Source organism: Indolivaga alginatilytica, assembly GCF_003201355.1.
In the GTDB taxonomy this organism is placed as follows: domain Bacteria; phylum Bacteroidota; class Bacteroidia; order Bacteroidales; family Dysgonomonadaceae; genus Dysgonomonas_A; species Dysgonomonas_A alginatilytica.
In genome coordinates this window covers 1-15,718 of record NZ_QICL01000054.1, presented here as the reverse complement: position 1 = coordinate 15,718, position 15,718 = coordinate 1, and the positions used below count along the sequence as shown (strand labels likewise).

14 protein-coding genes and 1 pseudogene are annotated in these 15,718 nt (G+C 36.1%); 7 read left to right on the top strand and 8 right to left on the bottom strand.

Features of this window, described 5'->3' with window-relative positions; translation table 11 throughout:
* Positions 1-314 precede the first annotated feature (314 nt).
* Positions 315-500: pseudogene (locus CLV62_RS21075) on the bottom strand (tyrosine-type recombinase/integrase); the annotation flags it as partial.
* A gap of 312 nt (positions 501-812) precedes the next feature.
* Between CLV62_RS21075 and CLV62_RS21070 the strand changes: the two are divergent.
* The 4 genes from CLV62_RS21070 to CLV62_RS21055 all read left to right on the top strand — a co-directional run bounded on the left by CLV62_RS21070 (position 813) and on the right by CLV62_RS21055 (position 4,571).
* Positions 813-2,039 carry a site-specific integrase gene (locus CLV62_RS21070; RefSeq protein ID WP_110312746.1) on the top strand — a complete coding sequence of 409 codons (1,227 nt, stop codon included), beginning with the start codon at positions 813-815 and terminating at the stop codon, positions 2,037-2,039.
* Between the two features lie 26 nt (positions 2,040-2,065).
* A complete protein-coding gene (locus CLV62_RS21065; protein WP_110312745.1) occupies positions 2,066-3,268 on the top strand; it encodes a site-specific integrase in 1,203 nt (400 codons plus the stop codon).
* A gap of 21 nt (positions 3,269-3,289) precedes the next feature.
* A complete protein-coding gene (locus tag CLV62_RS21060) occupies positions 3,290-3,646 on the top strand; it encodes a hypothetical protein (RefSeq protein ID WP_110312744.1) in 357 nt (118 codons plus the stop codon).
* A 118-nt stretch (positions 3,647-3,764) separates the two neighbouring features.
* Positions 3,765-4,571 (top strand): KilA-N domain-containing protein, encoded by an 807-nt coding sequence (locus CLV62_RS21055; protein WP_110312747.1) that lies wholly within the window; start codon positions 3,765-3,767, stop codon positions 4,569-4,571.
* Positions 4,572-4,829: 258 nt separating this feature from the next.
* On the opposite strand, the gene CLV62_RS21050 is transcribed toward CLV62_RS21055, so the two are convergent.
* On the bottom strand, positions 4,830-5,111 hold the full coding sequence (locus CLV62_RS21050; RefSeq protein WP_146212818.1) for a hypothetical protein: 282 nt from the start codon (positions 5,109-5,111) through the stop codon (positions 4,830-4,832).
* Between the two features lie 481 nt (positions 5,112-5,592).
* On the opposite strand from CLV62_RS21050, the gene CLV62_RS21045 reads away from it, so the two are divergent.
* Positions 5,593-5,982, top strand: coding sequence for a helix-turn-helix domain-containing protein (locus CLV62_RS21045; protein ID WP_110312742.1), 390 nt, complete (start codon positions 5,593-5,595; stop codon positions 5,980-5,982).
* Positions 5,983-6,258: 276 nt separating this feature from the next.
* On the opposite strand, the gene CLV62_RS21040 is transcribed toward CLV62_RS21045, so the two are convergent.
* Positions 6,259-6,561 (bottom strand): helix-turn-helix domain-containing protein, encoded by a 303-nt coding sequence (locus CLV62_RS21040; RefSeq protein ID WP_110312741.1) that lies wholly within the window; start codon positions 6,559-6,561, stop codon positions 6,259-6,261.
* A gap of 7 nt (positions 6,562-6,568) precedes the next feature.
* A complete protein-coding gene (locus tag CLV62_RS21035) occupies positions 6,569-6,856 on the bottom strand; it encodes a helix-turn-helix domain-containing protein (RefSeq protein WP_110312740.1) in 288 nt (95 codons plus the stop codon).
* A gap of 187 nt (positions 6,857-7,043) precedes the next feature.
* Between CLV62_RS21035 and CLV62_RS21030 the strand changes: the two genes are divergently transcribed.
* Together CLV62_RS21030 and CLV62_RS21025 are read left to right on the top strand one after the other, a co-directional pair.
* Positions 7,044-8,570 carry an ISL3 family transposase gene (locus CLV62_RS21030; RefSeq protein WP_110312739.1) on the top strand — a complete coding sequence of 509 codons (1,527 nt, stop codon included), beginning with the start codon at positions 7,044-7,046 and terminating at the stop codon, positions 8,568-8,570.
* A 207-nt stretch (positions 8,571-8,777) separates the two neighbouring features.
* Positions 8,778-9,119, top strand: a complete 342-nt coding sequence (locus tag CLV62_RS21025; protein WP_110312738.1) for a hypothetical protein — start codon at positions 8,778-8,780, stop codon at positions 9,117-9,119.
* A 343-nt stretch (positions 9,120-9,462) separates the two neighbouring features.
* Here CLV62_RS21025 and CLV62_RS21020 read toward each other — a convergent pair whose 3' ends face one another.
* From CLV62_RS21020 to CLV62_RS21005, 4 genes are all read right to left on the bottom strand, one after another.
* Positions 9,463-9,798 (bottom strand): hypothetical protein, encoded by a 336-nt coding sequence (locus CLV62_RS21020; RefSeq protein WP_110312737.1) that lies wholly within the window; start codon positions 9,796-9,798, stop codon positions 9,463-9,465.
* 3 nt (positions 9,799-9,801) lie between these two features.
* Complete coding sequence (locus CLV62_RS21015) at positions 9,802-10,065, bottom strand: hypothetical protein (protein WP_110312736.1); 264 nt, start codon at positions 10,063-10,065, stop codon at positions 9,802-9,804.
* A gap of 296 nt (positions 10,066-10,361) precedes the next feature.
* Positions 10,362-10,745: a hypothetical protein gene (locus CLV62_RS21010; protein WP_110312735.1), complete on the bottom strand. Its 384-nt coding sequence runs from the start codon at positions 10,743-10,745 to the stop codon at positions 10,362-10,364.
* Between the two features lie 5 nt (positions 10,746-10,750).
* Complete coding sequence (locus tag CLV62_RS21005; RefSeq protein WP_146212817.1) at positions 10,751-15,688, bottom strand: RHS repeat-associated core domain-containing protein; 4,938 nt, start codon at positions 15,686-15,688, stop codon at positions 10,751-10,753.
* Between the last annotated feature and the right edge of the window lie 30 nt (positions 15,689-15,718).

The following is a 15,718-nucleotide window of genomic DNA, read 5'->3' as shown; positions in this document are numbered from 1 at the left end:
TTTATCAGTTTAAGCTCTTTCTTCTTGGGAATCATAACTGAAAAATAATGGGGATTATTCTTTTAAGTTAATGATTTTCAAGAGATTGAGCAAATGGTCAATCGCTTATTTTATTGATTATAAACATTTTAACTAAACAAATCAGCGGAAAAGTTCAACTACTGATTCGCATTATTAGTAATAGTATCAAATATATAAAAATATCCCAATACTAAATCATACTATAACCAATACTATAATATAAAATATTGAGCATCTAAACATATAGTATTATTTATACTATTATCTTTTCAATTTGTTATTCAATAATAATACTATTTATTACCTTTCAATCGACCTGCCATCAGCTCCATCTCCTCCTTTACCTTCAGATTTGTAATCTGAGCATGAGCATACACCTGCGTCGTTCGGATCGATGTATGCCCCATCATCTTGCTCACCGACTCCAGCGAAACACCATTACTCAAAGCCAGAGTCGCGAACGTATGCCTGGCGACATGGATAATTTCTCCCAAGCAATCAAAAACAGAATGCAGAAGACAAACAGGTAATATATTTAAAATGAGTTTATTTGCATTAAATATCAGTTTTTGAAAAATCAAAACAAGGTGAAATTATGCAGTATTTCCGTTACCAAACCGTTAACCGACAAGTTACCGGATACCGATAGGTAACCAAAAGCAGTATAAAGAACTTAGAACATGCTTTTTATTCACTGATTCACAAAGTTTTGCATATCAAAGAGCACTTATATAACAGGTAACTTTGCAGTCGTATTTGCGACTGCAATAAGCCACAAAAATATAAGTGAAATGAAAAAAGAAAAATTCAAGGTATTGCTCTACCTGAAAAAGAGTAGTTTGGACAAATCAGGCAAGGCTCCAATTATGGGACGCATTACCCTTGGTCAGTCTATGGCACAGTTCAGTTGCAAACTCTCTTGCTCTACCTCGCTGTGGAATTCCCGAGAAAGCCGTTTGAACGGCAAGAGCCGGGAGGCAGTAACGACCAACACTAAGTTGGACAAGCTACTGCTTGCTGTTAATGGTGCATACGATGTACTTATTGAATGCAAGCAGTCATTTGATGCTTTGGCTGTCAAGGATTTGTTTCAGGGAAGTGTAGATACCCAAATGACTTTGCTCAAACTATTCGACCGCCATATCGAAGAAATAAAAGCACGTATAGGCATCGACGTATCTTACCGCACCCTTCCCAACTACCTCTACACCCGAAAAAGATTAGTCCTGTTTATCAAAAAAAAATCCAACACATCCGACCTTGCATTCAGCCAGCTTAACGAGCTGTTTATCCGTGAATTTCAGGATTTTCTTGTGCTTGATCAGAGATTGGGTGTAGAGACAGTCAGACACTATTTGGCGATATTGAAAAAGATATGTCGAATAGCCTTTAAGGAGGGACATTCCGATAGACACTACTTTGCCAACTATCCCCTGCTAAAACAGAAAGAGAATCCCCCAAGAACCCTTAGCCGTGAATACTTTGAAAAGATACGGGATTTGGAGATTGAAGAACATCGATCGTCTCACATCACCACCCGTGATATGTTTCTGTTTGCCTGTTATACCGGGACTGCCTACGTCGATGTGGTAGCCATAACAAACGAGAATCTGTCTAAAGACGATGCAGGCAATTTATGGCTCAAATATCAGCGAGGAAAGAACGGCAAACTTTGTAGAGTAAAGTTGTTGCCCGAAGCCATTGACTTAATCGAGAAGTACAGGAACAAGTCAAGGGAGACATTATTTCCCAAAATGGAATACAATACCCTAAAGTGGAATCTGCAAAGTATACGCCAAATCCTCGGTATTCCTGTGCTAACCTATCACATGGGACGGCACTCATTTTCGAGTTTGATTACCCTCGAAGGGGGAGTTCCCATTGAAACCGTTTCCAAGATGCTCGGTCACGCAGATATAAAAACCACGCAGATATATGCTCGTGTTACCCCGAAGAAGCTCTTTGAAGATATGGACAAGTATATTGAAGTGACCAAAGATTTAAAATTAGTTCTGTAATACTAACCCGATTAAACAATACAATTATGCGAAGTACATTCAAGATATTATTCTACATCAACCGAAATAAAGTAAAAGCGGACGGCACAACAGCCGTTTTATGTCGTATCTCTATCGACGGAAAACAAACAGTCCTAACGACAAGCATCTATTGCAATCCTGACGATTGGAACAGTAACAAAGGAGAAATTAAGGAAGAGAGAGCCAATAAAAAACTCATCTCATTTCGCCAACGGATTGAACAAACCTACGAAAAGATCCTCAAAGAACAAGGCGTTATCAGTGCGGAACTGCTCAAAAATACGATTACCGAAGTAAACTCCGTTCCGATGCTATTGTTGGAAGCAGGTGAAGCAGAACGTGAGCGACTAAGAATACGTTCGTTAGAGATTAATTCAACCTCCACCTATCGGCAATCAAAGGTATCTCAAAGTAATTTACGTGGGTATCTGCTCACGCTGAAGATGAAAGACATTGCCTTTACCGCTATAACCGAAGAGTTTGGCGAAGGCTACAAACTTTATTTAAAAAGTAAGGATTATAGTTCCGGACATATTAACCATTGTATGACTTGGTTGAACCGACTTATTTACATTGCAGTTGATCGAGAACTGCTCCGATTTAACCCGATTGCCGATGTTGCATACGAAAAGAAAGCACCGCCTAAGTTACAACACATAAGCAGAAACGAATTGAAACTGATTATGGAGAGACCCATGCCCGACAAACTGCAAGAGCTGACACGCAGAGCCTTTATCTTTTCCGCATTTACTTCTCTAGCTTATGTTGATGTAAAAGGATTATATCCTCGTCACATTAGACGGACAGCCGATGGACAGCGTTATATAAAAATCCATCGGAAAAAGACAGATATTGAAGCCTTTATCCCTCTACATCCGATTACCGAACAAATTTTGTCACTCTACAATACGATTGATGATACAAAGCCCATTTTTCCACTACCTAATCGTGATCGGATCTGGTATTGCATTAATGAGATAGGCTTTCTAGCAGGTGTCAAGGGCAATCTGAGCTACCATCAAAGCCGGCATACTTTCGGAACGCTTTTGTTATCAGCAGGTATTCCCATTGAAAGTATCAGTAAAATGATGGGGCATACCAATATTTCCACAACGCAGGTCTATGCCAAAGTAACGGACGATAAAATATCAGAAGATATGGACAGACTTATTGAGCGACGCAAAACAATGAAGAATAAAGCAATTTAACCCCAATAATCCAAAACAACTATGAAAAGAAATATAATTACGATTAGTGATAGCGGAATGGTTAGCGTTCCGCAAGAGGTCAGCATGAATATTAATGAGATTGCCAACCTGTTGGGTGTATTCTATCAAACGGCAAAGAATGCTATCCGAAGCATTGAAATATCGGGTGTTGCTGGTGGCGACTACTCGAAGAGTGGCACAGTCGAGGGTTTGAAAGTCTACCCTGATTATTACGGATTGGAGATGATTATTGCCGTTGCTTTTAGAGTGAAATCGGAAAATGCAGAGATATTCAGGGATTGGCTGATTCAAAGAGCAACTCAAAACAGCACATATACTGTGCTTACTCTTATGACACAAAACGCAATGCTGAACTGAAAGTTAGATGGATTTATTTCCATTGAATTCGATGAAAATAAAAGAATAACACTATTTTCAATTAAATTTACAGAATCTAATTATGGCGAATTCGCCACAATTAAAAACAGAAATACATATGGCTAAAATAAGGGTGCAGGAAACAGACGTAACAGTTGTTCGAATAAAGGATAACGATTATATTTCTTTGACTGATATTGCCAAATACAAGTCAGAAGAACCATTTATCGTAGTGGCAAACTGGATGCGCAATCGCAATACAATCGAATACCTCGGTATTTGGGAAAGTCTTTACAATCCCGATTTTAAACCTATCGAATTCGATAGGTTTAAAAAAGAAGCGGGCTTAAACGCATTTACATTATCCCCTTCAAAATGGATAGATGCAACGAATGCAATTGGTATTGTCACGAAATCAGGAAGATATGGCGGAACATTCGCTCATAAAGATATAGCTTTCAAATTTGCAAGTTGGATTTCGGTTGAATTTGAGCTGTATATTGTCAAAGAATTCCAACGTCTCAAAGAGCAGGAACAAGATCAACTCGGCTGGTCGGCGAAGAGGGAACTATCAAAGATAAATTACCATATCCATACCGATGCCGTAAAACACAACCTTATACCCGATGAACTGACACCGCAACAAATATCCATCGTATATGCCAATGAAGCTGACGTACTGAATGTAGCATTGTTCGGGGTAACTGCCAGACAGTGGCGGGATGCAAACCCCGATTTGAAAGGCAATATCCGGGACTACGCAACTATCAACGAACTGATATGCCTCTCCAATATGGAGAATATCAATGCTGTTTTTATCAATGAGGGTATGATTCAAAAAGACAGATTGTTGAAACTGAATCAGATTGCTATTCAACAGATGAGGATATTACAGGAGGTGGAGAACCGCAAGTTATTGAAATAAGACTGTCTTGTCTGAGCAAAGGGCTTTATATAAAACTGTCAAGAGCAGCAAGTACATAAACAAAGGGTGTCCCCGTAGTGTGAAGGACACCCTTATAAACCTTACCTGTCAGTTGTTTAACTTTCGCTCTCCTTCTTATAGAACAGGCAAGATTTTGGCTTAGAGTAAATTGATTGAATAAATTGTTTAACTATAGGCTACATTCGCAGCAGCCCCTAGGCTCGGTAAATAATAAGGTGTTTTTAATAGTATTAGATATTAATTACTTGTATCTTCTATATCATCGGTCTGTAAATAGGCTTCTGTACAAATATCATTCTGAATACGACATACAAGTGTAGCTTCCGATAAACGCATTTCTATAGTCACATCTCTGGTTTTCTTTTTTTCGGGTTTTACAACATGATGTTTTACATAAAGCATTAATAATTCATCAAGGGACAATCCGACACATTCTGATATGGTAAATGGAAGAGGTACAGCACGGAAATAGTCTGCCGTTTCGTTCGCCATATCGTGTTTTTCGTTCTTTTTAGACATAGGTGTTTTTTTGTAGCCTGTCTCCCTCGTTTCAGACATTGTCAGCAAATAAAAAAGCGGAGGAACATTAACATATCCGTAACTTTGGGAGTCCAAGCCCATGCAAACAAAATAGAAAACGTCCTCCACTTGTGGGTGGAGTGACGCTTAAACTGATCTTGATTGTTGCAGTTGACTTACTTTGGACTTTTAAGTTACACCGAAACAGCTAAACGCTCTTTGTATTATTCTGAATAATAAGGATGGTATACCTTTGCAAACCATCTGATTGATAGCGAATATCAACATGACAAAGTTACTTGACTGTTTTAAAGATCAGAACTTTTTCCTTCTATAAACAATAGGAATTTTTATCGGTTGGAAATCAATAAAATCAACCTTAAAATGAAGAATGTTCCCATAAACAATAGTGTGATTTGAATAATTTATAGTAATTTAGGCGGAACAAAGATTAACGAATAAATGTTTTAGAAACTAAATTATGACAAATACTAACAATGAAACTGGGAATCAAATACATCATGGAGAGAATGTAAGATTTTTTCGTGATGTGATGTTGGGCTGGTCGCAAGAATATTTTGCAACTCAAATGAATATACATCAAAGCGATGTTTCTAAATTAGAAAACCAGGAAGTTATCAGTGAGGATAAGCTAAAACAAATTGCCAAGATATTTGGTATCGATGCAAATGCTTTGCAATACCGCAATCTAAAGAATGAGGCGAAAACATATATTTTCGAGATACAAGGGGATTACAATGTTAGTAAAACATCAGTTATTAATCCGTTGGAAAAAGTGTCAGAATTATATGAGCGGATCGTAAAACTAGAAGTTGAAAATGAACAATTGAAAAATCAACTGAAGAAATAACATTATCTTAGTTACCGTATAATATATTAGTCCTCTTGATTTTTCAAGGGGATTTTTGTTTTAGCTGTTTTTCTTTTTTCATCTGAATACAAAGAAATAGGAAGCCAATAAAACGGCAAGGTCAAAGCCCTTGAGGGTTTTATCGGAAATCTGCGTTCTGACGAACAGTATTTCCAGAGAAAAACCTTGCCTTATTTATTCTCTTCATAGAAAGGGTGTTTATCAGATGTAAAAAGATAAATAATATTCATTGGGGTTGTAGAGGTAGGCTTTAGTTTACTGTTCCCAGGATTTATTATAATTATCCTCCAACATCTTATACACATCCGATTCTGAAAACAATATCTTCCCTTCCAACTTGTAGAATGCAATCCGCCCCTTATCCCTGTAATCCTGGAGACTGCGGGGGCTGATATGCAGTATATCGCAAACCTGTTTATTGTTCAGGTAACGTTCGCCATTCAAACTCGGCTTATTGATTTTGATACTCTGCTCCATATTCTCGGAAATTTCATCTGCCAATGTCAGTATTTCTTTGATTTCGGGAGAATTATCTCTCAATACATCTTCATTATCCATAATCGTATTATTTTTTAATTGGTTTTGCGTCTACTCTGGATTTTTGCATTAGTTTTTCTACATCGGACTTTTTGTAGTAACATTTATGACCTGTTTGCGAGTATGCTAGTATGCCTCTGTCCCGATGCGATTGCAATGTTCTGGGCGATATATCCAACAACATACATACCTGCTGATTATCCAGCCACTCACTTTTGGATGATACAGGTATCAGTTGCCTGCTCTTCTCACGCACATCCTTTACCAGTTGTTTTACTTTTTCGAATGCTCTTTCGTCAATAATTCGTATACCCATAGCTGTACTTTTTTAATTTATATTTGGTTCTTTTTTTAGCTTGTTTTTATTCGTTTATACAAATAAAATAAGAATATTCAGTTGTATCAATACTTCTTAAACTCGTGGCGCTAGTTGGCGTTACTTGGCGTTAGTTGGCGTTTATCCTATGTGTGTCTCGTCCTAAAATAAGTTAATTATTTAACTTATGCAACTTCGATATTTAATAGAATTACCGACATTACATTATAATCAACTTATTATTCTTGGTGATAAAGTAATAATCCAAGCACAGATACCAAAAAAGACCGCAGTTTGTCCGATCTGTAATAACCGTAGCAATAAAGTGCATAGCTTTTACATTAGAGAAGTAAGAGATTTATCTATCTGTGGTAAAGAGACTCACATTCATCTAAAAACCAGACGTTTCTTTTGCAAAAACAAATATTGTACAAGGATGATATTCTGTGAGCAATCTTCAGATTTGATGCCATACAAACGGTTAAGTAAACGAGCTTTGAACGTATTATCAAAAACATTAATTGAGGTATCTGCACATAAAGGATCCATTATCAGTCGCAACATAGGTCTTGGTTTGAGTTCATCTTCTTGCTTACGTCTTGTGCACTCGCTCATTTTGCCCCCTATAAATCAGGTTATACACCTTGGTGTTGATGATTGGGCGCTACGAAAGGGATGTACTTATGGTACAGCTCTTGTGGATATGACCACAGGAAAAATTATCGATTTACTATATGGACGTGACGGTGTTAATTTACATCATTGGTTAAAAGGGCAAAATAATATCCTGACTGTAAACAGAGATAGAGCCACTTCATATTCATCCGTTATAGACAAGATAAATTCGCAAATAAACCAAATAGCAGATAGATTTCATCTGGTTAAAAACTTATCGGAACATATTGATGCAATAATACATAGCCACAGTCGATTAATAAATAGTATTATAGCAGAAAATCATGCTGTTTATAAAACTAATGGAAAGTACCAGAGAAATAATGATCGCTTTGAGCAAGCAAAGTTACAATTATCACAAGGATATGATCAGGGACGAGTAGGAAAATACCTTGGCTTAAGTAGATATACCATTTGGAAATATGCACAGATGAATACATATCCTATAGACATCAGGCGAACAAGTCTGTTTGACAGTTACTTGTCTACTATTCAAAGGGAGTTATCAAAAGGTACATGTTTGAATAGAATTTATCGACTTATTGTAGAAGAAGGGTATAAAGGAGCAAGGTCTAATTTTTACTTAAATTTTGGCGACAAAAACTTGCTAAACCCTAATCCTTTTTGTAAAACAATGTCAATGAGTTCAATATCGAAGTACATGTTTTCAGAAAACATAACAAAAATACATAACAAAGTGGAGAAACTGCAAATGCAGATATTATGCAAAAGGATAGATTGGTTCCTTCCTTTAAATAAATTATGTTCTTCCTTCTCCAAAATACTCCGAAGTGGTACTAAAAAACAATTGGACGAATGGCTTAAGAAGGTTCATGCTTTAAACTTGACTAGATTGAAACGATTTGTATCGGGTATCCATAAAGATTATAAGGCGGTTTTAAATGCCGTTCTATATGCCTCCAGTAGTGGAGTTGTCGAAGGGAACATTAATCGACTTAAAAATATAAAACGGCAAATGTATGGAAGAGCTGGTTTGGAATTACTTAAACGTAAAGTTATTCTTTCTGCTTCAGGTTAAATCTTTCATCAAATATGACGAAGAACCACTTATTTTTGGACAAGACATATGGAAAGCTTTCCATAAGAAGGATTATGAGAAGTAATTTATTATGTAAAGAATATACTTATACTGGTTGATTATTAATATTATAGCTTATAATTTGTTTCCATAATATTTTTTACATTTAAGGGAATTATTATTCTTAAACCCTTAAATTAAAGATGTATGGAAACAAAAAAGACTTTACCGGAATTAGTAGAGGGAGCATTAAATGAACTGTATCGATTACAGTATTCTTCGTTATCAATAAACCAGTATAAGCAAAAGTTCAGCCAACTCATGAAATTTGTAAAAGATTCGGGAACTGAAGATATTTATTCAGAAGAATTAGCTGCAAAATTTTTAAAAGAGATATATGGTTATCTTTCTGAAAAATACAAAGAGGTATTGCCAACCAAAATACGTGCAGCATTACGGAGTTTCTGGCTTTTGGGAGAATATCAACTCTACGGACGGTTTCATAGGAAATTTGGTAAGAAAGGAGAAGGTATTCTTATGATTGTTTGATTATCAACTAACGGTCTTAAAGAAGGTACGATCACAGTTGTAGATATTGTATCTAAAATAAACAATCTAGCCTTAGATTTTGTCTAAGGCTAGATAAATAATACTATAAAATTACATATGAAACATGAAGCTTCTGCAACTTGGGGTCTTGCTTATTTTTTTAATTTGTTCCAGAAAAATTAGTCTTTCTATCCCCTAGTTTCAGCTGTAAGAAAGAAATTTAGGCTGATTGGCAATTTAATTCTAAGGCGGCTCGGGATTCTATTCATTATAATCCGAATTCATTAGAATTGCCCCATATCCTTAAAAATGCCGTTTACTCACATAAATCTTTGTTATAACCTCAGATCCGTATAATCCATTCTATTTTTCCATCTTTTTCAGTGCAAATCCCAAATCCTCCTTTGCCATAGTTGTAAGCTAGATTGAATTTAATTTTTTTCCCTTGTATAAAAGTTCGTAATTTTTCCGAATAATTAACCATATCATTAAATGTATTTTTAATACAACTTAATTCTTCTAAAGCCTTGCTTTTAGATAAGTTATTTAGGTCTGAATAATTAGTGTAACCAGTAACATATAAGATATTTTTACTTATCATTCCAAAATTAAGATCTCCAACCTGATATGGTTTTCCATCTTGAAGTAATAATACTAAATTGTCTATTCTATCTTTCATCTTCTATTTCCATTTCACATCTCCTCCTTCTATTGCATTGTAATACTGTTTATTATAACCTAAATCTCCTATATTATTATTTATCCTACTTGTTTTAGCAAAAGTGTTACTTTCATTAGTATGAAAATCAATTAATAAATTTGTTGCTTTACAGAAAATATTATTTTCGACTATAAGTAATTCATCAAATTGGCAATCATCGAAATTCACAAAATCGACAAAAACATTATTTTTAATAATAACAGGCTTTTTATTATGTCCTCCCATTTGGTAGTCAAGACTTTTTTGAATAGTACAATTTTCCAAGATAAATCCCTGATAAAACCATGTTGAATGTAAAAAAAGTTCCCCTATTGCACATCCTGTAATAGTTAGGCTTGAAGTTTCAAATCCAGTAAAGGCTAAATCAATTTTATCAATGAAAGAATTTCTGATTACAAGCGACTCTTTTTCTAAATCTGAACATCTAAAGACCGAAATTATTTTATTTTACATTTCCATTTTCTATTTATATGTAAATATTACCTATCACTCCCAACTGTTTTATATCAAATCTTTTAATTTCATAAATGTTTAAATTCAGGATAATTTAAAGGAATATTTATTTGTTGAAGAATTTTCTTTGCTATTTGTGAAATTCTGATCCATTTTGGATTAGAAAAAAAAACTTCTTCACTCTCTTTATTTAAAGATGCATCTGCAATTAATACCTCAACAAGCATATACAAACGAATTAAGTTTGCTATAGTTTTTAAATCAAAATACTCATTGTCAATTAAGGATGGAGTTAGCGAAAATACCTTTAAGTAAGAATCACATACTTCAAAAGGTATGTCACAAAATTTTGGATATTCTTTCACTATACGATCTAAGTTATCTCGATCAATTATGGCTAATAATTTCAAACTATTAGCCAAATTTTCATAATAAAAATTTAAATTTTCCATATTGTCTATTTTGATGCAGGAAATCTAATTGTTCCAGTTTTGCCTGAAGACACTTTAAAATAAGGATCACCATTATAATGTCTACTAGATCCTGGTGAATATTGGATGTACCTATCAGTATAATCAGTTTTCTGACTATTTAGCTCTCTTAGAGTCCATCCTTGACCTTCACTTCTTCCAGCTCTTAATGTTCCTTCTTCCCAGCCTTCAGTATTCCCAAGCTGTCTTTGTACTGCTTCTTTAGATACACCTTTTAATATTTTAGGGTTATCAAAAACTTTATCAATCGTAAGTTTATCCCTTCCAGTCCAAGGACTCAGCCCTTCTTTACGAGCATATCTAAGTCCTGTAACCGCACCACCTGCAAATCCAAAAGTTGCCCCCCAAATAGCACCGTCACGACCAGCGGATAGAGCTTCGCCCCAATTAGATCCATTTATCTTAGCCATCGTTGTGTTGGTAACAAAACCACTGGCTGTCCCAACAGAGCTTTGTATTAGACTTTGCCTTAACACAGGAGATGCAATACCACTAAATGCTGAGTTTAAAGGAGCTTGAACCAAGCCACCAACACCGGCTGATATAGCTCCGGTAATCCCTCCCATCATTGTGCTGTTACCTACTTGCTCCCAAGAGATATTTCCAAATCCGTACTCGAAACTTTGTTGGACAACAGAATTTCCTCCCGCAACAATCATTCCCCCTACTACAGGTCCGGCATATATAGTAGTCCATCCGGCAACTGCACCAACCCCAAAGTATGAAAATCCTTGCCCCCAAGAGTTCACATTTCCAGCAATGGCATTACCAATTAGATTAACTGTACCACCTATTGCAGCAGCAATAAGGTCATCAACTATAACATATTCTCCAGTGAGGTCATTGTATCTTAACGGATTATTCCAACAATACGAGTATCTATTAAAGTTCTGACTAAAATCCGGTGCTTGTACATACGGATCGGGAGATAAGAACCTACCCACCACCGGATCATACAATCGGGCATTCATATTGATGAGTCCGTAGTTTGCCAGATGCTCATGTCCGGTATAACCTCTGTTACCTAAAATTGGTGCGATTTCATTACCAACAGCGAACAATTCATGTGTTATCGGATTTCTGAGACGACCCCAAGGATTGTAGCTTAATTCTTGTTTTAAAGTTCCTGTCGCATCTATCACATGCGTAATACTACCCAGATAATCACGTCCAATATACAGAATCTGCCATGCACCTGAACCTTGCTTGACGTACACAGCCGCTGCCGAGTATGCGTCTCCGCCAAGGTACAATCTTTCGCTGGTTCCCGCAATAGTTTTGTCTATTTCATACTGCCCTCCAATATAATAACGTTCAAGTTCAGTTGTGTCACCCCGTTGGGTTAGCATTTTTACCCTATCTCCATTTCCATTGTAAGTGAAAGTGGTTACCCTGTTATTTTCACTAATGGACAGAGGACGCATCATATTGGTGTAAGTAACTGTTTGCCCCCTGCGGTAATTTTGCAATCCATCAAGATCCTCTACTTGACAACTTGCAATTGTAGTAAGAGCATAAGGCTTGGGCGAACTGTATTTGAATTGACCTACATTCGGGAAATAAGTAATATTTCCTTTCATGTCATAACTCATTTTTTTATCTCCAAAGCCGGTCAAGCGGTTCAGCCTATCATAAGTAAATCCTTCACGTAGATTTCGAGTATTATCTTTTCTCCAAGTCAAATTACCTGTTTGGGGATCAATGTTATAGCTGAAATCCTGAATTGCCGTTGTTCCATTTTTTATAACTCTCAATGTGGGTAAGCCGAAACTATTATAACCATAAGTACGGGACAATACTCCTGTCGAGGAGGAGGCAGGCATACCCATATTATTTTCTCCTGTCAGCTTCCAGACAGAGGTAGCATTGTCGAGTTTAATTTCTGTATTGTGCCCGTTTGTATATATATAATTTTCTGTAACGATATCTCCCGATTGTGAAGTATAGTCTGTAGATAACAGATTACCTGCTCCATAGGTATATGTTTTTTGTAACCATTTTCCATCGACTATAGCTTCTTTCTCGGTCTTTAATTTAAACAGATCGTCATAAGTGTAGGTAATGGATGTATCATTGGAACTTGATTCGCCTGTTAATAAACCATCCGGATTGAAACTATAAGTAGTGGTCAGTTCTCCCACAATTTCTTTCCCCGTCAATCGATTATAATCATCATAAGCCATTTTAGTGACTTTACCTCTGGCATCGGTCTCCTTATAAATATTGCCTGCTGCATCAAATTCAAATCTCTTAGTTCCCGCACTCGGGTCATTTATGGCAGTTTGTCGTCCGTATTTATCGTATTCAAAAGAGGTTTCAATATTTCCGGGAGCTACAATCGAACTTGTCTGTCCGTCGGGACGATATTTGTAGATTATGGTTCCCGCCGCATCTTCTACGCTTATAACCTGTCCGCTAACATCATAAGTTTTGATAGAAGCTACTCCGTCAATGTCCGATCTGGTCTGCAATTTTCCATACGTATAAATGTCTTTCTTGTCTGAAGCGTAATTCAAAACTTTAATTCTGTCATAAGAATCATATTCATACGTATTCCAGTGAGTAGGGCTAGACCCTCTGAAAGGCAAGGAGCTTTTCTTAATACGCCCAAGATTATCGTATATATTATCGGTATACAGATAAACTCCGTCAAAACGCTTTTGCCCTTTTCTTACTTCCCTTCCCAATGCATCGTAATAGGTTTGAACATCGGGCTGCCCTGTGGCTGTTGTTGTAGAAACAATTAAAGCATTTGCCGGAGAATCTGTCCAAGCCAGACTTGTAGATTCCATTGTTCCATCCGGATAAGTGGTCGATATGTTTCTTCCCCATGCATCATACTTATAAGCAGTTATATGCCCTTTGTGATTTTTGGCAGATTGCAACAGATTTTTGTTATCATAAACAAACTCGGTAAACAGGCCCAGCGAATTAGTTTCTTTAATAACTCTACCCAAGAAGTCATGTTCAAAGAATCTTGTCAGCCAATTTTCAGAGGTGTAATTTCTTGACTGTATCTGCACGAGGTTATTGAAGGAATCGTATTTATACTTTTCTTCGGATACAAGGTTATCATTATAATAGCTCTTTTTATTATCCGGAAGGTATAAGCTGTTATATTCGATATTTGACCTAGTTACAGATGATACTCCATCTCTCGTCTCGGTTTGCTTTTCTTCTTTAACAAGCGCCAATAAATATAAATTATCAGTATTTATGTTTTCCAGAGTATTACTCCTAACACTTTTTATCTTTTCTCCATAATCTACCGACTGTCCTGTCATATTCCCGTATGCGTCATACTCAAAAACAGATGTTTTGGTAGTTCCGTTCAGTATATCATTCTGAACTTCTTTTTCGAGCAAGACCTGAACCCTTCTATTTCCTAAAAAGAGGGTGTCATACTCATTTTTAACCGACATGGTGGGAGTTTGCACACTCTTTAATACACCGAACATCAGCGGATCGAAATTTTGGATTGAGGTCTTCTCTCTTAGATTGTCCCTTGCCGTTATTTGTTCAAATCCTCTGAATCCAAGACCATGACGATGAATAACCGGATTTTTATACTGATAAGTGGTAGATGATGTTATTAAGTTGTTCAATGATGTTTCAGTATCTTTTATAACAAATATATCTTCTACAAGATAATTATAAGGAAAAGAAAGAGAGTCTTTATCTCCTATGGTACACACTTCTTTATTTGTAAGAACACCGTAAGAATACTTCGTATTCACTCCATAGCTACTTCGCGAAGAACTCATCAGTTGGTTTTCCTGCTGGTTAACAGAGTTGCTTATTAAGGATAAATTCCGCTCTTTTATCCCCATTATAGGGAACAGTTTATTGGCTTCACGTACACGAGATATAACTAACTTGCTTCGTTTTTCAACCTTTTCGGGGGCGATTAAAGGTTCATTAATAAATTTCCCTTTAATATTTCTAAAGACAGAAACTGTTCCTTCCTGATCCAAAACAACTAAATCGGGTAAACCATTACCATCAACATCCTGAAGAGTGTATTTATTATCAGGATAGAAGGTCGTTAATTTTTCAAAGTTGGAATCCGGACCATAATATACAACTCTTGAAAATTCGTCTTTCCCGTTTGAAAAATAGTAAGTCCAATTACGATCTGCATCATCTTTCGAATCATATAATTCCGCAGAAATCGGTGTGAAAAGTATATCGGTTTTGCCATCGCCATTAATATCTCCTACTAGATACGACATAGGAACTTTCTTATTTTTACTATCTTTATTGGGAAACAAAAATGTTGTAGGATTATCGACAATTTTCTTGAATCCGGATTTCAGATCGAAACTATAGACATACATTCCTTTTTTATTCATATGGAAAATTTCACTTTTACCATCTCCGTCAAAGTCTATAGTACAAAGAATATCCTCGGGGTCGACATCAAAACATACTTTGTTGTACTGGACTTCCTTTTGTTTAAAATCAACATAAACAGCAGTACTAGGACGTTTTTTATCATTGAAATCCGTATGATGTGTAATATACATCAAATTCTCAAAACCTTCACCGATGAAGTCTCCCGTCAAGTATGTTCGGGATATAGTAGAATATACCCGTAATGCACCACCTAGTAAATCTTTATTACTATATAATACATAATCTTCCGGTATATCTATTTGAAAATCATATTCCTTTAAACCGGAAGAATTGAAAAATTGGAAAAGATGAACACTGTAATTTTGTTGCGAGTCTCTTGTTTTTTCAGAGATTTTTAAAATTTTATTCGCTCCTGTACCCTCATAGTCCAAAGTGAACAAACCTCTAAAAATACCGGGCCATGCTTGTTGGTCAGTATTTCCCTTAATAGAAGAAGCGAAGGAACAAGCTACACAAGATTCAATTAAACAAGTTAAAATAAAGTACAATAATTTAGTAGACTCAATTATTGATACTAA